This is a genomic window from Pseudomonas sp. GD03842, assembly GCF_029841165.1.
GTDB lineage: Bacteria > Pseudomonadota > Gammaproteobacteria > Pseudomonadales > Pseudomonadaceae > Aquipseudomonas.
In genome coordinates this window covers 15273-35179 of record NZ_JAOCEA010000006.1, presented here as the reverse complement: position 1 = coordinate 35179, position 19907 = coordinate 15273, and the positions used below count along the sequence as shown (strand labels likewise).

The following is a 19907-nucleotide window of genomic DNA, read 5'->3' as shown; positions in this document are numbered from 1 at the left end:
GACTTAAGGCACGATGTGACCGACCGCCTCGCCCGCGACAAAAACCATAAAGCCATCAAGTAGGACTTTTCGGCTAAATGTAAATTTACCTGCAACATCAACCTCCTCCAGCGGAGACGCATCGCTTCGTGTGCTGTCATCGGAGGAAAATACATGGCCAGCGACGGGCAAAGATAATCGAGTCACCTTTCCTTGAAGCACAACTGGATCGCCATTGCTCACCTCGATTGGACCGAAATCGAGCGGTTCGCCTGAGTAGTGAGATAACAAGGTTGAGTTTGTCCAAAATGCAGAAATTCGCCGACCAGTGATACTCGCATCGACACGAAGCGGGAGATAAATCCAACCCATACGATAGTGTCTTCTCCATTCAAACACTCGCTGATCTGCTGCCAATGCGAGAGTAAAATTCGTAGGGATCGACCACTCTTTCGAGGTCAGGTATCGAACAGGATTGGCACCCGATACTTGCTCAGTGTTCAATTTATAAATCTCGATGGCATTAGACTCCAAATCGTCACCCGAACTGCTCATTCTGAATGGAATACCGGGAACGGGTTTTTTTTGCTCATCGACAATCAGCACATCCAAATAATATTCAACACCTCGACATAAAAGATCGGGAGCATCAGGATCTCTAATTCTCGCTGGGGTGATAACGACATCAAAGCCCAATGCCAACGATACAATATTGAACGTGGCCAGCGAATTATGATTAGCAATGGATGCCGTCACCACGTGTTCGCCCTCATCGAACGTCAAATCAATGGTTGCTTTCCCCTCTATATCCAGGGAGCTTTCACGTTGAGGTGCGCCGTCAATTGCCCACTGCACATCGCCACAGACGACCGGCTTGTTGTTTGCCGTCAGCCAGACTGAAAACTCGATAGTTTCTGAGGAACCCACAAGGTATTGCGTCGCACTGGCTTCCTGACGAGCAACAACCAAGGGGTAAGCTTCAACTCTGAAGGAGTGTCTCAATTCTGGATGACCCAAAACTAATGGCGTGATTTCATGGGTGCCCGCCTCAAATGAATGACTGAACGTAGCTTTACCATCCTCACCGGAAACAGAATCACCTAATTTCACACCCGCCAGGTACCAATCGACTCTAATACCCGGCACGGGTTGCGCGCCCCCGACAAATTTCAGACTGAATACTTCAGGCGCCGACAGGCCGACAATGTAGTTGCTTGAGCCGCCGGACACTTCACCGATGGCAACGGTGTAACCCGTGACGAGAAAGTCGACCGACACCTGGGACGAGGTCAGCCGAGCGGTGACTTTGTGTTCTCCTACATCTATCGCAACGTCATAATCTGACCGCCCGGCGGCATCAGAGTAATCGACAACCATAGGTCTACCATCGTACAACCAATCTACCTTTACACCCGAAAACATCGTGCCTGCTCCCCCCACCCATACTGAAAATTTAATTGGAGGGGAGATGCCAACCACAGACTGAGTAGCGCTCGCCTGATGACTAATTATCTCTAGAGGTTGAATGATCACCAACTGGCTGCTGCCGTTCAATCTCATTCGTTCAGCCGTTGCGGTGATTGTCACGTCTACGATCTCATCTGTCAGAAAACGAGATGCCGCAATGCCGTTTGCATCGGTCACGCTTGTCGCATCCAGCATGGCCCCCTTGCTGGCACTCCAACTCACCATTTCCCCTGCCCTGGGTTTACCGTTCAACCCAATGAGCACGCACGTCACTTCTGCTGCAACTCCCACGTATACAGGTGGAGCGGTAAACTTGACGGACGCGAAGTAATACAACTCACGTTCTTCATAGTATCGCGAGATCGCCGTGTAGCCGCTCTTCGACACCTTGGCTAAAATCTCCACCGGCGCGACGTCTGGCGCAGTGGAAAACTTGCCCAGTTCGACAGGAAGCTCAACGCTCGCGCTACCATCGCTGCCGGTTTGGGTGGGACTCTCGACTTCAATATTCAATGTCGGAAACTTAATCGTGCAATCTTCGACATTATCGCCCCACCCCCATAGAGCACCTGGCGTGCCTTCTCCCGCCCACTCGGTTTTGGTTTTGAATATCACGTTCTTTACGTCATCACTCGCGAGTATACGGGGTGCTCCCCAGTACGCCAGACGTCCCATTTTGAACGTGAGTTGTTCAGAGGGTTGACCGGAGCCACTATCACAAGACAGGGTAAACTCGCACTGCATGAGGTTATAATCGCCCTCGGACTCGGCAGGCTTACCGTAAATAAGGAAATCATTTCCATCCGCGGTGGACACCATCTCCATACCGACTTTTGGAATATTGATTTTGTTTGCGCTTCCGTGAGTCGAATTTAACGTATAGGTTTTCCCCGCCAAGGCGCTGCCGTCATCCGCGACAGTCTTGACGTTGAGGACATAACGAATATCCCTGCCCAATAAATCAGTATGCCCTACAAGTTGCAGGCCACGTTTCATCGTCATAAGAAAACTATAACTATCACCTTGCTTGACATTGTTCATTTCCTGCCTCTCATTAACTGAACAGAACCGTCATTTCTATAGGCGCCTGCGCACGATCATCAAGACGCGCTTTGCATCTAACCGCCAATCGATGGACGGTGTACGAACGTGCGAACCATGGGTAAACATGATCGACTACGGTCAGGTTTTTGTACGCTTGGACCTCAATGCTGATACATTGGTGAGCGGCTGCGTTCCTGGCAACATGACCAAATAACCGTCAAGCGCCACCAGACGCGACGTTGTCGTCACATCGCCATTCGCCAGCGCAGGAAGACTTGTGTCGGGGATTTTGTTATGTAATGGACGTCCATCGAGCTTTACCGGCAACACAACTTTTATGTTCTTAGCCGGGACTGAGAACTCGACAGCGCCTAGCGGATCAATCACTGCACCGTCGTAAGGATCAAGATCAGTGACGACACATATCCATTTCAAATCCAGTACACCGCCCGATCGAAGTGTTGCCGACGAGTATTTGTATATCCATCCCAGTCGATAAGTGGGATGCAGCTCCTCCAGCAAATAGCCGGTTTTGGTCTGCAAGGTAAACGTTCCCCGGTCGCCGGAATTGGAACTGACCTTCAACTTTATACCTTCGACTGCCGATTTGTATTTTTTGCCCAGCCCCGCGATGTACAGCCCCATCAACTGAGGATCAGCATCGACGAAGTCCACTTCGAACGAGACACCCGCCAATGGCGTTCTGCTTTCCCTGTCAACGACCTTGATGACACATTCATACTCGGCAATCCGGGAAATCAAATCAGGCGACAGAGGGTCCAGCAACTCGCCGTCGAAGGTGATCTCAAATTCAACTTGCTTGCGCGCCAAGACATTAAACTTCACGCTTTTGCTGGTTCCGCTCAACGTTGCGGTGACCACATGGTTGCCTTCGGTGAACTTCGCGCTGTAGGTAGCCTTTCCGTCTCGATCTGTCCGACTCGTGACAGCGTCCGCCTTTTTGCGGGCTTTGCCCGCCGCCGCGGTAGTCCAACTGACCAATGCACCGACTGCGGGAGTCTCACCGGCCGCCACCCAAACCGAAAAAACTTCCGGGTCGCTATTGCCCACCAGAAAGTCATCGTGACGGGTGGCCTGCCGGATGATTTCGGCTTGCGGATTAATGGCAGTCAGTTCAGAAGTCTTTGTGGGTTTGGGGGTCAAGGCATTGGCCGTGGCAGTCACTCGAACATGGCCGACTGTGTCGGCCAGAAAGGTGACCGTCGCGATGCCTTGAGCATCTGTTTTACCGCCACTTCCGGTCAAGGTTCCAAAGGGCTTTCCGTCTTCGTCAAGCGCCGTCCAAGTGATCACCTCGTTGGCCCTGGGTGTTCCATTCAGTTCGACCAAAGAACACGTGACCGAGACCTTGATTCCAACGACGGCCACTTCCATGAATTTCACATATTGAAAGTAAGGGTGGCTGATGAATTCGACCGGATTGAACGGCTCGACAGCGCCATTGCGGTACTTGGCCATCACTTCGGATACGCCTGCCGGGCCACTGACCAACTCGGCCCGCGCGACGCCATCATGGTCAGTGTACGTCTGATAGCGTTGAAACTCGCCCAATGACGCAAACCACTCCACCGGACGATCAATCGCTTTATTAGCGTATTTATCAACCAGGGCGACGGAGCAAAGAACAGGTTCCAGCTTGTTAGAAAGCGCTTCGGTGGGGCCGATTTCCGCCCCTTCGAAGTCAATGGATGCTTCGTCACAATCGATCGTCACCACGGGCGCTTTCAACTGCTCACCCAACCCAAAACTGGCGACTACCGCAGCAACCCCCATGACCGCGCCGCTCTTCAACGTCGTTGAAGTCGCGCCGTTCTCGTCAGTGGTGGTTTGAAGCTGGTCAAGCTCACCCAACGTCGTACTCCAACCCACGGTCACGTTCTTGAACGGCTCTCCCATCACATCGCGCAGCGTGATCGTGTAAGTCGCCTTGTCCTCTGGACGTTTGGCCACCAGATAATCCGGTGTCACGGTGATTGCGCTGGAGCGACTTTGACCCGCCTCCTCTTGAGTACTTGAGTTTTTGTCTATGAGAGAACTCAGCGCCTTTTCTGCAGCCTGACGATAGGCTTCCACGGGACTGGTAGGCACCAATCGGGACAACGCCAGCAGTGCATTGGCATCGAGGCCGGTCTGCCGGCTGAGTTGGCTCAATCGCGCCACGGTGTCTAGATCTTTGAGGGTAAATACAATGCCTTCTGGGTTCAGCGCGTAGGCGACGTCCAGTACCTCACGTACACCCCATTTCAAGAAACTGGCCAGCCTGTTTGAAGCGCTGTCTCTGATCAGTCGTTTGTCACCCTCTGTGGCGCTTCCCCACAGCGTGTTGATGAGCCGCAAGTAATCCAGCAGCGAGTCTTCACTCTGCTCACTCAGCCGCAGCAGCGCTGAGTACTGGCTACTGAAATAAATCAACTGCATCGACAGCTTGGCGTCACTGAGCCCGAACCATTGCGGTGCCTCAAGTAATTGCGCGATGAATGCAGCGCTGAGCCTCAGGTGCGTCACCAGTGCCGCCTCTTTCACAAGCGCCTCAAGCACTATCAGCACTTCATCACCAATCGCGACCTGCCCGGCGGGATGAGCGCCATAAACCCTTAACACTTCCTTGAGCACCTGGTGACGATTGCCACCGGACCAGAACAGCAGAACTCTGGCCAGATCGGCGGAAACGCCCAAATAACCGCCCAGACCCTCCATCAACAGTGCCTCTTGAGCACCTCGGGCACGCATGATCATATTGGTGATCTTGGGGTGAAGCTCTTCCACGGGCAGCCCCACGCTCGCTAATACCTTACTGACCTCTGCGCTCAACGCACTCTCGAACGTCTCCTCTGTTTCACCCGTCAGATACTTCACCAGCCCTTTGGACGTCGACATCGTGCTGCCATCGTCAATGAAGTTACTGAGCAGCGCGAACCAATCGATTGGCTCGCTGGCATACAGGTTGTCCTGATCATCGGCGGCCTTCGCCACCGACACATGGGGAGTACCCACCTCGGCGAAACTGCTGTCGGTGATCAAAGCGGAAGTCAGGCGAGACTGCATGTGCTGCAGTAACTCTTGCTCGGCCTCGGTGGCCACCGGCCGGGTGAGAGATGGCAGGACCATATTGCACAACTGGGCGATCGACCAGCTGTGCTCCCTGAGCCAGGCAACTGCATTAACTGAAGCATGAATCACACTCAGCGTATCGGTGTTGCCCGAGGCGTAGTAGGAAGCGATCTGCGAAACACCTGCCACTTTGGACACCAAGTGGCTGCCACCTTCATCCAGGAGCTCCAGCAGCGCCAACGTCTCTACCGTCCCCAAATCCAGATACCGGGGCAGGCGCACCAGCCGATAAAACGCCGACACCACTTCCCTAGACCACCGCAACGGCTCGCCTGCCAAACTTTGCTCAACCGCCTTCACCACGAAACGGTAGACCTCAAATGTCATCCCCAACGCCGCGCACAAATGGTCGATCTTCTGGCGCTCTGCTTCGGTTTTTGGCAGGGCGGTAAACGGCGCTTCATCCAGGATAAGCGGCATCGAAAACAATGCCTGGTCGTTGAATACCCGGTCGAACTGAGACGCTGTTTTACCGCGTCCGTAAACCGTCAGACCGTACAGCAGCACAGCGAAATCTTCTGCGAGCAGACCGTGCAAGCGGCGTCCGACTTGAAACAACCCCAAGGCCCGCAACGTGTCTTGGGTAATCAACCAGGGGTTATGAGCCTCGGCCTTGACGCGGCGTGTAAGCGTGGCTGCACGCTGTTCGGCCTGCATAGACGCCACCAGCAGCAAATCCACCTCATCGAACCGGATATCCAGCCAACGGGCGAGCCGAATCATGCGGTTCATGCGGTCCAGACGATCAGGTGTAAGGTTGATAATCCGATGCCGAGCGCCAACGCCTTTTTGCGTGTCGGCAGCTTGGGTCTCGATGCTCATTGCGGGTGCCAACCCGGCGTTGATGTAGACCGACCCCGACAGGCTGGCATCGATATCGTCCTCGCCTGGCACGTTGGCCGAACGGCTGGGTGCGTAGGCGCCCACGCTCAGCAATGCGTCCAGGTCGTCAGTGCTCAGGCCCGTGCGCAAACAAAACGTCTGAGTGTCCTCAAGGTCCAGGAGACTTGCGACGCCAAAGTTGTCGAGATAAAAGCGAGTGGGCGCCTCATCGTCTGCCTTTTTGAGGATCAGCCGTTGGCTTCGAGGATCCATCCGCCATGGGTTAACCCCTGGGGAATGAGTGGAGTCCTCTGTCGCTGGGAAGTACGGCGCCTCCAGCAACAATCCTTGCTGAACCGGACCCAACCCGGTGTCCTGAATCAACACCGTGTCCGATAGCAGCGAATGCACACCCGTCTCTTTGAAATACGGATAGGCGGGATCCGCCGCACGAATGGCGTCCCCCAGTGTGTGGTCTTTTCGCCCGAGCGCGTAGTTGATCTGGCTCGTATACCGCTCAAACGGCAGCGCATTGGGATACCGCGCTTCGAGCAGCGCATCATCGACTGACTTCTCTTCAAGGCCGATGCCATCGAGGTGGGTCCGAATCGATTTTTCCAGGATCTCATTGACCAGCACGATCGTCGGTTCGACCCGGTTCAGCGCCGTGTGATCGAGCACCAGATCCTTAAGGTCGGGACGGCGCTCATTGAGGGGGATGACCTCGGCCTCGTTGCCGGTGGCTTCCAGTTCTTGAGCATAACGATAGAGATCGGCCAGATAGGCCACCGGCGACGTGGTGGCCTCGATGGCATCGGGCGGGCAGTGGTTGGCCCAGTCCGGATTGAACATGTCGGTGTAAGTGGGTCCGTCAACCAGCCCCTTGATGCCCGTGGGCGGCGTGTTGGCCTGGCGCACCGATGCCGTCAATCGTTGTTCACGAAATTGACGGGCAATGACGACAGACATGGCTTGGGCACGCGCATGCACATCGCGAGCCTCGCTGATGTGCATCTGTGGGTTTTGTTTCATCAGGCGAGGAATGTCGGCACGGGCCAAGCTCATCACTGAGCTGAATTGATCCGTCAACGAGGAAAGACTGTCCGTTCTCTGCGCGGCCCCGTTAAGCAAGACATCCAGGGCCGAGGGGGTCTTGGCGGATTTTTTCCCAGCTTTCTTCTTCATGGCAGTGACTCATCCTGAGTAGTTGCTTCCTTGAGATGGTCACTGCACAAGCCCATAAACCCAGCTAAGCACGGGTAGAGAATGACGCATACAGAAGTGGACCGGCGGTCAATTCAAACGAGGTCACTCACTTCGGGAAGCGAGCCCTGGGCGAGCCACGCGGCACATCGAACTGAGCCGATACCTGCCGTTTGATCCTCTCAATCACACGAAGAAAAACCGCGAGCTGTCAGACATCTCTGGTTTTTACGTGCAAACAGCTCCAAACACTGAAAAAACCCCTCAGCCGATTGGTCGCCACCCCTTGGGATGGATTAAAGTAACGCCCCCAGCGTCGGTGCCGTTTTGGCGCTGCTGCCTACCTGCCAGGAACCGTCATCGATGGAACATCGTGAAGCGTTGATCGCGCTGCGAACCTTTCTCTCCACTCAGATTCTGGGGCAGGAGAAGCTGGTCGAGCGCCTTCTGATCGCGCTGCTCGCCGATGGCCATATGTTGGTCGAAGGCGCCCCCGGCCTGGCCAAGACCAAGGCGATCAAAGAGCTGGCCGAGGGCATCGAAGCCCAGTTCCATCGCATTCAGTTCACCCCTGACCTGCTGCCCGCCGACATCACCGGCACCGAAATCTACCGCCCGGAAACCGGCAGTTTCGTCTTCCAGCAAGGGCCGATCTTCCACAACCTGGTGCTGGCCGACGAGATCAACCGAGCACCTGCCAAGGTGCAATCGGCACTGCTGGAGGCCATGGCCGAGCGGCAGGTCAGCGTCGGGCGTAGCACTTACGACCTTTCGCCGCTTTTTCTGGTGATGGCCACGCAAAACCCCATCGAGCAGGAGGGCACGTATCCCTTGCCCGAGGCGCAGCTTGATCGCTTCCTGATGCACGTCAAGATCGGCTTCCCGGACGCGAACGTCGAACGGAAAATTCTGCAGCAAGCCCGCGGCGAAGCGTTGAATGGCGAGGCCAAGCCCGACCGTCGCGTCAGTCAACAGGCGATCTTTTCGGCGCGCAAGGAAATCCTCGGCCTGTACATGGCCGACGCGGTTGAGGAGTACCTGGTGCAACTGGTCATGGCCACCCGCACTCCGGCGAAATTCGATGCCGAGCTGGCCGAGTGGATCGGTTACGGCGCCAGCCCGCGCGGCTCGATCTCCCTGGACCGCTGCGCCCGGGCTCACGCCTGGCTGGCCGGCCGCGATTTCGTCAGCCCCGAAGACATTCAAGCCATGGTTTTCGACGTCTTGCGCCATCGCATCATTCTGTCGTTCGAAGCAGAAGCGGCGGGCATCGATCAGGATCGCGTGATCCAGCGCATTCTCGATGTCGTGGCCGTCGCCTGAACCCATGCAGCCCTACCAGATTTCCCAACCGGGCATCCGCATCAGCCTCGCCGAGCTGATCGAGATGCGTCATCGCGTACGGGAAGTCCAGTTGTTCTCGTCACCCGGCCGGCGCAGCCCACTGATCGGGTTGCATCACTCGAAATTGCGCGGTCGCGGGGTGGATTTTGATCAGGTCCGGGTGTACCAGGCCGGCGACGACGTCCGTACCATCGACTGGCGAGTGACCGCCCGCACCCAGGAGCCCCACACCAAACTGTTTCATGAAGAGCGCGAACGGCCGATTTTCATCATGGTCGAGCAAAGCCGTCGGCTGTTCTTCGGCTCGGGGCTGATGTTCAAGTCGGTGCTGGCGGCCCAGGCGGCGGCCTTGATCGGCTGGGCGGCGCTGGGGCACAACGATCGGGTCGGCGGCCTGGTGTTCGGTGACAACCAGCACTACGAGATCAAACCCCGCCGCAGCAAACAGAGCCTGCTGCAATTGCTCAACCGGCTGGTGCGAGCCAACCAATCGCTGCACACCGAGGCGGGTGCAGACCGCGATACCTTTGGCGTGGCGTTGCGCCGGGCCCGCGAAGTGCTGCGGCCGGGCAGCCTGGTGTTCATCCTGTGCGACGAGCGCACGCTGTCCGATTCCGCGGAGCAGCAACTGGCCCTGCTCTCGCGTCATTGCGACCTGTTGCTGTTGCCGGTGTCCGACCCGTTGGATCACGCGCTCCCCGCTGCCGGGCTGCTGCGATTCAACGACCGCGGGGCGCGGCTGGAACTCGATACGCTGAATTCCGACCTGCGCCAGACCTACCGCGCCAAGGGCGAAGCACGTCAGGCACGTTGGGAGTTGCTCGCGCAGAAGCTGCGGGTGCTGATGATCCCTTTGAGCACCCAACAGGAAATGGTCGATCAATTGCGCGACTACCTGAATGCGAACCAGCCGGTGAAGCGCACATGAGCGTCCTGGACCAACTGCAGCCATTGATCCTGCCACCGCCGGTGAGTGCCTGGCCGCCTGCACCGGGCTGGTGGATAGTGACGGGCCTACTCCCATTGCTGGCTTACGGCCTGTGGCGTGCCCGCGTCTGGTTGCCGAAAAAAGCGGTCAAGGAAGTGGCCGAACAGCCGCTGGATCCCCGGCGCCAGGCCGCGCTTCAGGAATTGGCGCAAATGCCCAAGCCCTATGATGGCGCACCGGCGGGCGCCTGGCTGCAACAGATCAATGGCCTGCTCAAGCGCTTATGCCGCCACGATTATCCCCACGCCCAGAGCCATACCCTCAACGGGCGCAAATGGTTGGCGTTTCTCGACAACCGCTGTCCGGCCGCCGGGCTCACACGCTGGATGGTGCTCGTCGAAGGCGCCTACAAACCCGAATGCAAGCTCGACGACAAGGCCATCACTGGCCTGACCCAGTCGGTCGAGACATGGATTCGCAAACATGTTTGAGTTCGCCTGGCCGTGGATCTTCGTCGTGTTGCCGCTGCCATGGCTGCTGCGCTTCGTGCTGCCGGTGGCCGACAGCGGCGAAGCCGCACTGAAGGTCAGTTTTCTCGACGAACTCGAAGGGCTGGCCGGACGCCGCGCCCGCGCCCATCTGCCCGGCTGGCGTCGGCAGTTGCCCTTCATCATTCTGTGGCTGTTGTTGCTGGTGGCGGCGGCCCGCCCGCAATGGCTGGGCGATCCCCTCCCGGTGGCGGCCAGTGGACGAGACCTGCTGGTGGCAGTGGACGTTTCGGGCTCCATGGATTACCCGGACATGGTCTGGCAAAACGATGAGGTCAGCCGCCTGACGCTGGTCAAGCAACTGCTGGGGGATTTCCTCGAGCATCGCCAGGGCGACCGCGTCGGCCTGATCCTCTTCGGCAGCCAGGCCTACCTGCAAGCACCGCTGACCTTCGACCGCAAGACTGTCCGAGTCTGGCTCGACGAAGCCCGCATCGGCATCGCAGGTAAGAACACCGCCATTGGCGACGCCATCGGCTTGGCCCTCAAGCGTCTGCGCTCGCGCCCGGCGCAGAGCCGTGTGCTGATTCTGGTCACCGACGGTGCCAACAACGCCGGGCAGATCGACCCGGCCACCGCCGCACGGTTGGCAGCCGGGGAAGGCGTGAAGATCTACCCCATCGGCATCGGTGCCGATCCGGACAAGGGGGCGACCAGTATTCTGGGCTTGAACACCAGCCTGGACCTGGACGAACCGGCCCTGCAGGAAATCGCCGCCATCACGGGCGGCCGGTATTTCCGCGCCCGCGATGGCGCACAACTCGCTCAGATCGGCAAAGCGCTGGACGCCCTCGAGCCGGTAACTCAACAACCGACCCAGGCTCGCCCCGCGCAGGCCTTGTATCACTGGCCTCTCGCCCTCGCGCTGGCGCTGAGCGTTCTGCTGGTCATCCATGAACGCTGGCCGCACAACCCACTGTATCGTTTTCTTGCGCGTCGGCCGGTGTTGCATCAAGTGCCTCAGTGGCGTCAGCGCTTCCAGCGCCTGCGGAGGCGTCGATGATCGCTTCGTTGATCGCGTGCTGGCCGCATTGGCTACGCCCCGGCTGGTTGCTGCTTGCGCCGTTGCTGGGCTGGCTGGTGTGGCGGCTTTGGCATCGGCAGAAGCGGATCGGCCGCTGGCAAATGATCCTGCCGAGCGCTTTCCATTCGGTGCTGCTCAGTGGCGGTAACGGGCGCGAAAGCAAATTGCCGTGGATCGCCCTGGCACTGGGCTGGCTGCTGGCGTTGCTTGCGCTGCTCGGCCCCAGTTGGCAGCGCGTCGAGCAAACCAGCCAGCGGCCTGTCGATCCGTTGGTGGTGCTGCTGGAGCTCACGCCTGAAATGCTCGCGGCCGACAGCCCGCCCTCGCGTCTGGAGCAAGCACGGCGCAAGTTGCTGGATCTGTTGCAACTGCGCAGCGATTCGCAAACGGCGATCATCGTCTACGCCGGCAGCGCCCATACCCTCGTGCCCCTGTCGGACGATCTGGGAACCAGCCAGAATCTGCTGGACGCGATCCGCCCGTCGATCATGCCCGAAGCGGGTCAGCGTGCCGATCTGGCCGTGAGTAAAGCCCTTGCGCTGCTCAAACAGGGTGATCTGGGTCTTGGCCGTGTGCTGTGGATCGGCTCTTCGTTGTCCGAGAGCGAGCGGCAAGGCATCCGTGAGGCGATGACTGGCCACGCGCCGCAATTGTTGATGCTGGGGGTCGGTACCGCCGAAGGCGCGCCGGTCACTCAGGAAAAGGGCGGCTTTCTGAAGGACGCTCAGGGTGCAATCATGGTGCCGCGTCTGGACAGCGCCAGCCTGAAGGACTTCGCCGACGGGCTGGGTGGCCATTACACGACGCTGCGCCTGGACGACCAGGACCTGCGGGAACTGGGGTTGCTCGACGGCCCGAAAGACATGCGCGGCGAGGGGCAGACCCTGCAACTCGACAGTTGGGCCGACCAAGGCTATTGGCTGTTGCTGCCCCTGTTGCTGCTGGCAGCCTGTGCCGGTCGTCGCGGCTGGCTGCTCTGCCTGCCGCTGCTGATGCTGATGCCGCCGCCCAGCCAGGCCGCCGATTTGCAGAACGACTTTCTGCAGAACCTGTGGCGACGTCCCGATCAACAGGGGCAACGTTTGCTCCAGCGCCACCGCCCGGCCGAAGCTGCGCAACGCTTCGAAGACACGCAGTGGCAAGGCGTTGCGCTGTACGAAGCGGGGGATTACGCCGCTGCCGCTCAGCGCTTCGCCCAGGGCAACAGCGCCGCCGACCATTACAATCGCGGCAACGCGCTGGCCAAGGGTGGCGAGTTGGACGCGGCCATCGAGGCGTATGAACAGGCGCTCGACCGTCAGCCAGACTTTCCCGCTGCCGCTGCGAACAAGGCGCTGGTCGAAGCGATGAAACAGCGGAACGAGCAGGCCGCTGCCGAAGACGCCAGTGAGGGCAAGAACGAAACTGCCGAGAATGCTGACTCGCCGAACCCGGACAGTTCCGGGCAGACCTCGTCGAGTCAGTCGGCACCGGCGCAAAACGACGAAGATGACAATGCCAACGGCTCGCAAGCCTTGTCTGCAGCCAGCGGCAGCAACGATGCGCTTGACGCCTCACCGGAGGCTGATGAGCCGACCCGTGCTCCAACCCGCCCTGCCGATACCCACCTCAGCGGCGAGCAACGTCAGGCACTGGAACAATGGCTGCGGCAGATCCCCGATGAACCCGGTGAGTTGCTGCGGCGCAAATTCTGGTATGAACAACAGCAGCATCAGGACAAGACCCGATGAACCGTGTGCACTCTGTGATGATCGCCGGGCTGTGGTGCCTGTTCGCCGTCGTGGCGCAAGCCGACACGCCCGCCGACGCGCTGCAGGCCAGTGTCGATCGCACTCGGGTCAATACCGGTGAAACCGTCGAACTGACGCTCGAATCCGACGATGCCACCCTGTTCGGCAAGCCAGACATGAGCGCGCTTGAGGCGGATTTCGAGGTGCGCGACACACGCCAGCTCAACAGCCTCACGACGCTTGAGGGCAATGTGCACGCCACCACCCGCTGGTTGATCACCCTGATGCCTCGTCACAGCGGCTCCATCGAAATTCCACCGCTCAAGCTGGGTCAATTGACGAGCCAGCCGATTACCCTGCAAGTGGTCGAAGCGTCCGGGCAGGCTCAGGAACAGCAACTTGCGCCGGTGTTCATGGAAGCGAGCCTGGACCAGGACACCGTGTACGTGCAGGCGCAAGCCGTACTGACCGTGCGCATCTACCATTCGGTGTCGCTGTTCGACGACAGCAACCTGACCCCGCTGCAGTTGCCCGACGTGCGCATCGAGAAGCTCGGCGACACGCGCACCTACGAAAAGCAGATCAATGGCATTCGCCATGGCGTGATCGAAATGCGCTACGCGCTGTACCCGCAACAGAGCGGCGAATTGACCATTCCGTCGCAGGCATTCAGTGCGACCATGGTCCAGGACATCCCCGAACAGGGCGAGGCCACCCGCCAGCCTGCCATGGCCACCAGCCCCAAGCCGGGCAAGTTGATTCGGGTGACGTCCGACCCGCTGTCGTTGAAGGTCAAGCCGCAACCGGTGCATTACCCGGCCAATACACCCTGGTTGCCAGCACGCAGCATCAGCCTAAGCGAAAACTGGAATCCCGACCCGGCCCACACCCAGATCGGCGACTCCCTGACGCGCACCTTGGTGATGACGGCCGAGGGGCTGTCCAGTGCGCAGTTGCCGCCGCTGCCCGCCACGGATGTCAGCGCGTTGCGCCGCTATCCCGACCAACCGCAACTGAGCAATCAGGTGAACGAGCGAGGCCTGGTCGGGAGCCGCGAGGAACGTGAAGCGCTGGTGCCCAATCGTCCTGGCGCAATCGACATTCCGGCGGTCGACGTGGTCTGGTGGAACACGCTGGAAGACCATCTGGAGCACAGTGCCCTGCCCGCTCATACACTGCAGGTGAGCACCAACCCCGCGCTGGCGGTGGACATGCCGGTCAGCGATAACCTCGGCGTCACGGTCATCGGCCCACCCGTGTGGCCATGGCAATTGAGTACCGTGCTGCTGGCCTTCACCACGTTGCTGGGGTTCGGGCTGTGGTGGCGAGCGCGCTGGCAACCGGCCCTGACCCGCGCCGCCCAGGCCGGACCGAGCCCACGGACGGTGCTGGACGACCTCAAGCGCGCTTGCCTGGCCAACGATCCCCAGGCCACCCGCCAAGCCCTCGATGCCTGGGCCCGCCAGCAACCGGAAACCCTGGCCGACATGGCCGCTCGTTTCGTACCGCTGTCCGATGCGCTGGACGGGCTGAACGGCGCGCTCTACAGCGAAACCGGCAAGCTGTGGCTGGGCGAAGAATTGTGGAAAGCGGTCAGGGCACTGCCCGCCGTGGAAAAACCCGTGGATGGCAACGCCGTGGACAGCCTTCCGCCGTTGTATCCGAAGTGAATGAGCGACTCGTCGCAGAACGGCAGCCCGCCGGTGCGGTCGCGCGCCCCCAAAGAACCAAGGTAAATCAATGCGTCTGTTCCACACCTCCGACTGGCATCTGGGCCAGAACCTCCATGGCCAGGAGCGGGACTTCGAACATGAGTGTTTCCTGAAATGGCTGCTGGCCCGTCTGGGCGAGCGTACGCCTGATGTGCTGCTGATCGCGGGCGACATCTTCGATACGGTCAACCCGCCGGTCAAAGCCCAGGAGCGCCTGTACGACTTCATCGTCAGCGCCCATGAGCGCAACCCGCAGTTGACCATCGTCATGATCGCGGGCAACCACGACTCCGGCTCACGCATCGAGCTGCCCGCCCCGCTGATGCGCCGCCTGCGCACCCACGCGCTAGGCCGCGTGCTGTGGCTCGATGACGGGGTGCTTGACGTAGAACGCCTGCTGTTGCCGCTCACCAACCCCAAGGGCAAGGTGCTGGGCTGGTGCCTGGCGCTGCCGTTCCTGCGCCCGGCGGAAGTGACCGGCCCGGCCTTGGGCGACAACTACTTGCACGGCATCGGCCAGGTGCATGAGAAGCTCATCGCTGCCGCTCAGCAGAAACGCAAGAAAGGCCAGCCGCTGATCGCCATCAGTCACGCGCACATGGCAGGCGGCTCCGTTTCAGAGGACTCCGAGCGCAGCCTGATCATCGGCAACGCCGAAGCCTTGCCCGCCAGCTTGTTCGGCGACGCCATCACCTATGTCGCGCTGGGGCACCTGCACAAACCGCAGAAGGTCAACGGCGAGAATCGCATTCGCTACAGCGGCTCGCCGATTCCATTGTCATTCTCGGAAATTGGCTACCAGCACCAGATCCTGGAAATCGAGTGCGAGGGCGAAAAACTGGTCAGCGTCCAACCCATGCTGATCCCTCGGGCAGTCAATCTGCAACGGGTCGGGCCCGCGCCCCTGGCGGAACTGTTGCTGCAGCTCAAGGACTTGCCGGATATCGACCTACTGGCCGACGTTGACCGCCAGCCATGGCTGGAGGTACGGGTCAAGCTGGATGAGCCGCAGCCGGACCTGCGCAATCAGATCGAAGCCGCCCTGGAAAACAAGGCCGTGCGGCTGGTGCGGATCGCCGCCGAATACGCGGGGAAAGGCCCTCGCCCCGACGAAGACGCGCGCGACTTGATCGAATTGGACCAGCTCACGCCGCAAGAATTGTTCAGTCGCGCCTGGCTCGACAGCTACGGGACAGAGGTGGATGAGCAGACCTTGCAGGACTTCGCCACCCTGCTGCAGGACGTGCAGCTCGAGGGTGAGCAGCCATGAAGATCCTCGCCATTCGCCTGAAAAACCTGGCCTCTCTGGCCGGCCCCTTCGAACTGGACTTCACCGCCGAGCCACTGGCCAGCGCCGGTTTGTTCGCCATCACCGGCCCGACCGGCGCGGGCAAGAGCACCCTGCTCGACGCCTTGTGCCTGGCGTTGTTCGGGGCGATTCCGCGGCTGAACGATATCGGCCAGTCGCGCGTGCCGGAGATAGACGGCGACATCAGCACGGCCGACCCGCGCAACCTGCTGCGTCGCGGCACCGGCAGCGGTTACGCCGAGGTGGACTTCGTCGGCATCGACAAGCGCCGTTACCGCGCGCGCTGGGAAACCAACCGCGCCCGCGACAATGCGACGAAAAAGCTGCAACAGAGCCGCCAGACCCTGACCGATCTGGACAGCGATCAGATCCTCAGCAGCCAGAACAAAACCGAATACAAAACCTTGCTCGAAGCCCGACTGGGCCTGAACTTCGAACAGTTCACCCGCGCTGTGATGCTGGCCCAAAGCGAATTCAGCGCCTTCCTCAAGGCCGACGACCGCGAGCGCAGTGAACTGCTGGAAAAGCTGACGGACACGGCGATCTACAGCCAATTGGGGCGACGCGCCTACAGCAAGAGCAAGGAAGCCGAAGAGGCGCTGAAAGCCCTCAATGCCCAGGCAGGCAATCTCGCTCCCCTGGACGCGGAGCAGCGCACCGTGCTGGAAGGCCGTTTCAACGACGCGCAGCAACAGTTGAAGCTGGCTCAGGCGCAGTTACGGCAACTGGAGCTGAAACAACAATGGCTCAGCGAATTGAACCGTCTACGTGACGGTCATCTGGCCGCCAACGAACAGCTCACTCGCGCGCAACAAACCTGGGAAGGCCTGAGCGATGAACGCCAGCAACTGACCCGGCTGGAACGGCTCGCGCCCCAACGGCACTTGTTCGGCCAACGTCAGAAGCTCGACCTTCAGCTGACAACGCTCGCCTCACAGGTTCGAGAGCACCTTCAAGCGCACTCAAGCGCCCAAGCCACGCTCTCGGATCTGGAGACGCGCAGCGCCGCCGACCAGCTTGCGTTGCAACAGGCACAGGAACAGCAACACGCCGCCAGACCGGCGCTGAACGAAGCGTTCGAGCAACAGGTTCAGCTCAATCACCTGAACGACGAACTGCATCACCTCAGTGAACAGGCCCGGGTTGCCGGTCAGGCAAGCCAGGACGGGCAGGCCGCGCTCGACCAGTTGAACGAGAAGCAGCAACACGTCGAAGCGCGCCTGCACACCATTGCCGAGCACTTGGAAAACAGCGCGGCGCTGGACGCCCTGAGTCAGTCGTGGGTCGCCTACCGCCCTCGCCTGCAACAGGTCGTGCTGGTCAGCGCGCGGCTGAATAAGGGCCGCGACGAGCTGCCTGCGCTGGAGCAGGCCTCTACCCTCGCCGAGCAGGCGTTGAGCGAACGTCGCACCGCCTTGCAGGCGTTGTATGACGACGCCGAAGTCAAAGCCGACGCAGTGAGTCAAGAGATTGAGCGGCTCGGGCAACTGTTGCAGGACAACCGCCAGCAGCACAGCGCCAGTGACGCATTGGAGCGCTTGTGGCAGCGGCATCAGGACATCGCCGAACGTTTGAGTACAGTGCAGAGCCAGCAACAACGGGCCACCGAGCGTCGCGCCCAAGGCATTGCCAAAGGTTTGCAGCTCAAAAGCGAACACGACGCCGCCGAGCAGGCGCTCAAGACCACCGTGGAGTTGCTGCAACGTCAGCGTCTGGCTCTCAGCGCCAGCGTCGAGCAATTGCGCGAGCAACTGGTGGATCACCAGCCCTGCCCTGTCTGCGGCAGCGAAGAACACCCGTACCACCAGTCTGATGCCCTGCTGCAGGCATTGTCAGGCCACGATGAAAACGAAGAAGCCATGGCTCGTCAGAAGGTCAGTCGGCTGAGCGAACAACTCGCCGAACTGCGTGCCGAAGTGGGCGAACTGAACCTTCAGCTCAAACAGTCCAAACCGCAGCTGGACCAACTCGACGAGCAACTGCAGAAGCTGACGCCGGAGCTGCAAGCCCATCCTCTGTATCCCCGCCTGCTTGAGCAACCCGAACACCTGCGCAGCGATTGGCTGAGCGAGCGTCTGCACCAATTGGCCCAAGAGGTGCTCAGCGCCGAGCAACGCCAGGCCCGACTGTTGAAAGTGCAGCGCGACGCCGAAGCCCTTCAGCAGCAAGTCCAGGACGCCCGGGAAGCCAGTCAACAGGCGATGAAACTGTTGGAGGATCAACAGCGCAGCATTTCCCAGGACAACCTGGCGTTCGAAACAGCGCTGCAGGAGTTCGAGCCCTTGCTGCCGAGCGAAAGCCTGACGGCGTGGCGCGCCTCGGCCACCGAAAGCTTCGTGCAACTGGACACCGCCATCGCTCAACGCATTCAGCACCTTGATCAACAGAAGGACGAGCAGCAGGAACATGCCGCGCGGGCGCAGCACCTCGAGCGTGAGCGATTTGCCCAAGAAGGTCGTCAGCAGCAGTATCACGACCTGCAAAAGCGTGTCGAACAGCGCCAACAGCATCAGCAGTCGGTGCAGCAACGCTTGCAAGGCCTCTTGGGCGGACACGCCAGTGCCGAGCAATGGCAACAGCATCTGGAACAAGCCGTCGAATCAGCGCGCCAAGCTCAGACGAATACCGCTGAAGCCTTACAACACGCCCGCAGCGGCTTGATCAAACTGACCGCTGAGCTGGAAGGCGAACAACAGCGCCAGCGCGTGCTCGAACAGGAAGTCGCCGATCTCGACAGCCAGATCACGGCCTGGCGCGATGAGCACGGTGAACAGGACGACGCGGCGCTGGACGTGCTGCTGAGCCTGAGCGACGACGGTGTCACCCAGCTCCGTCAGCGGTTGCAACAGAGCGAAAAGGCACTGGAACAGGCGAAGGTTCTGGTGCAAGAGCGCGAGACGCAGGTCCAGCAGCATCAGGCGCAACACAGCGACCTCAGCGATGCCAGGCAACTGTTGGAAGCCGTGGAGGAAGCTCAATCGAAAACAGCGATCCATGACCAATCCTGCGCCGACCTGCGCGCGCAGCTCAGCGAGGATGATCGCCGCCGCGACGCCAGCCGCGAGCTGCAGGCGCGGATCGCTGACGCTGCGTCCGAATACCAGCGCTGGGGCCGCATCAGCGCATTGGTCGGCTCGGCCAACGGTGACACCTTCCGCAAAATCGCTCAGGCGTACAACCTGGATTTGCTGGTGCACCACGCCAATGCCCAACTTAAGCAACTGGTGCGTCGCTATCGTCTAAAACGCGGCGGCAGCCTGCTGGGCTTGTTGGTGATGGACACCGAAATGGGCGACGAGCTGCGCTCGGTCCACTCCCTGTCAGGCGGGGAGACGTTCCTGGTGTCACTGGCGCTGGCCTTGGGGCTGGCCTCCATGGCATCGAGCACGCTGAGGATCGAATCGCTGTTCATCGACGAGGGCTTTGGCAGCCTCGACCCTGAATCGCTGCAACTGGCCATGGACGCCCTCGACGGATTGCAGGCTCAAGGCCGCAAGGTCGGCGTCATTTCTCACGTCCAGGAAATGCACGAACGCATCCCGGTGCAGATTCAGGTCCGTCGCCAAGGCAATGGGCTCAGTACGCTGGAAGTCACTTCGTGACGGCCATGCGCTCGCGCGATCATCGTCCCCAGGCCCTGCTTGAGGACGATCACGATCGCGGGC

The 19907-nt window shown here is 60.0% G+C and carries 10 protein-coding genes; 8 read left to right on the top strand and 2 right to left on the bottom strand.

Features of this window, described 5'->3' with window-relative positions; genetic code table 11:
• Positions 1-3: 3 nt before the first annotated feature.
• The gene (locus tag N5D61_RS10290; protein WP_279892464.1) at positions 4-2487 is read right to left on the bottom strand and encodes an Ig-like domain-containing protein; all 2484 of its coding nucleotides are present in this window, start codon (positions 2485-2487) and stop codon (positions 4-6) included.
• Between the two features lie 141 nt (positions 2488-2628).
• The gene (locus N5D61_RS10285) at positions 2629-7629 is read right to left on the bottom strand and encodes a Tc toxin subunit A (RefSeq protein WP_279892462.1); all 5001 of its coding nucleotides are present in this window, start codon (positions 7627-7629) and stop codon (positions 2629-2631) included.
• Positions 7630-8010: 381 nt separating this feature from the next.
• On the opposite strand from N5D61_RS10285, the gene N5D61_RS10280 reads away from it, so the two are divergent.
• From N5D61_RS10280 to N5D61_RS10245, 8 genes are all read left to right on the top strand, one after another.
• Positions 8011-8970 (top strand): MoxR family ATPase, encoded by a 960-nt coding sequence (locus tag N5D61_RS10280; protein ID WP_108238197.1) that lies wholly within the window; start codon positions 8011-8013, stop codon positions 8968-8970.
• 4 nt (positions 8971-8974) lie between these two features.
• The gene (locus N5D61_RS10275) at positions 8975-9919 is read left to right on the top strand and encodes a DUF58 domain-containing protein (RefSeq protein WP_108238303.1); all 945 of its coding nucleotides are present in this window, start codon (positions 8975-8977) and stop codon (positions 9917-9919) included.
• Positions 9916-10410, top strand: coding sequence for a DUF4381 domain-containing protein (locus tag N5D61_RS10270; protein WP_108238196.1), 495 nt, complete (start codon positions 9916-9918; stop codon positions 10408-10410). Before N5D61_RS10275 ends, N5D61_RS10270 begins: the two co-directional genes overlap by 4 nt.
• Positions 10403-11470: a VWA domain-containing protein gene (locus N5D61_RS10265; RefSeq protein ID WP_108238195.1), complete on the top strand. Its 1068-nt coding sequence runs from the start codon at positions 10403-10405 to the stop codon at positions 11468-11470. Before N5D61_RS10270 ends, N5D61_RS10265 begins: the two co-directional genes overlap by 8 nt.
• A gap of 8 nt (positions 11471-11478) precedes the next feature.
• Positions 11479-13221 carry a VWA domain-containing protein gene (locus N5D61_RS10260; RefSeq protein ID WP_279892730.1) on the top strand — a complete coding sequence of 581 codons (1743 nt, stop codon included), beginning with the start codon at positions 11479-11481 and terminating at the stop codon, positions 13219-13221.
• Positions 13218-14891: a BatD family protein gene (locus tag N5D61_RS10255; protein ID WP_108238194.1), complete on the top strand. Its 1674-nt coding sequence runs from the start codon at positions 13218-13220 to the stop codon at positions 14889-14891. Before N5D61_RS10260 ends, N5D61_RS10255 begins: the two co-directional genes overlap by 4 nt.
• Before the next feature lie 70 nt (positions 14892-14961).
• Positions 14962-16203 carry an exonuclease SbcCD subunit D C-terminal domain-containing protein gene (locus N5D61_RS10250; protein WP_279892458.1) on the top strand — a complete coding sequence of 414 codons (1242 nt, stop codon included), beginning with the start codon at positions 14962-14964 and terminating at the stop codon, positions 16201-16203.
• Complete coding sequence (locus N5D61_RS10245; protein ID WP_279892456.1) at positions 16200-19844, top strand: AAA family ATPase; 3645 nt, start codon at positions 16200-16202, stop codon at positions 19842-19844. The genes N5D61_RS10250 and N5D61_RS10245 overlap by 4 nt, the downstream gene beginning before the upstream one ends.
• The last annotated feature ends 63 nt before the right edge of the window (positions 19845-19907 follow it).

Bases quoted from the DNA above. Each gene is read 5' to 3' on its own strand.
- N5D61_RS10290 (WP_279892464.1), bottom strand. From the start codon at position 2,487: ATGAACAATGTCAAGCAAGGTGATAGTTATAGTTTTCTTATGACGATG.
- N5D61_RS10285 (WP_279892462.1), bottom strand. From the start codon at position 7,629: ATGAAGAAGAAAGCTGGGAAAAAATCCGCCAAGACCCCCTCGGCCCTG.
- N5D61_RS10280 (WP_108238197.1), top strand. From the start codon at position 8,011: ATGGAACATCGTGAAGCGTTGATCGCGCTGCGAACCTTTCTCTCCACT.
- N5D61_RS10275 (WP_108238303.1), top strand. From the start codon at position 8,975: ATGCAGCCCTACCAGATTTCCCAACCGGGCATCCGCATCAGCCTCGCC.
- N5D61_RS10270 (WP_108238196.1), top strand. From the start codon at position 9,916: ATGAGCGTCCTGGACCAACTGCAGCCATTGATCCTGCCACCGCCGGTG.
- N5D61_RS10265 (WP_108238195.1), top strand. From the start codon at position 10,403: ATGTTTGAGTTCGCCTGGCCGTGGATCTTCGTCGTGTTGCCGCTGCCA.
- N5D61_RS10255 (WP_108238194.1), top strand. From the start codon at position 13,218: ATGAACCGTGTGCACTCTGTGATGATCGCCGGGCTGTGGTGCCTGTTC.
- N5D61_RS10250 (WP_279892458.1), top strand. From the start codon at position 14,962: ATGCGTCTGTTCCACACCTCCGACTGGCATCTGGGCCAGAACCTCCAT.
- N5D61_RS10245 (WP_279892456.1), top strand. From the start codon at position 16,200: ATGAAGATCCTCGCCATTCGCCTGAAAAACCTGGCCTCTCTGGCCGGC.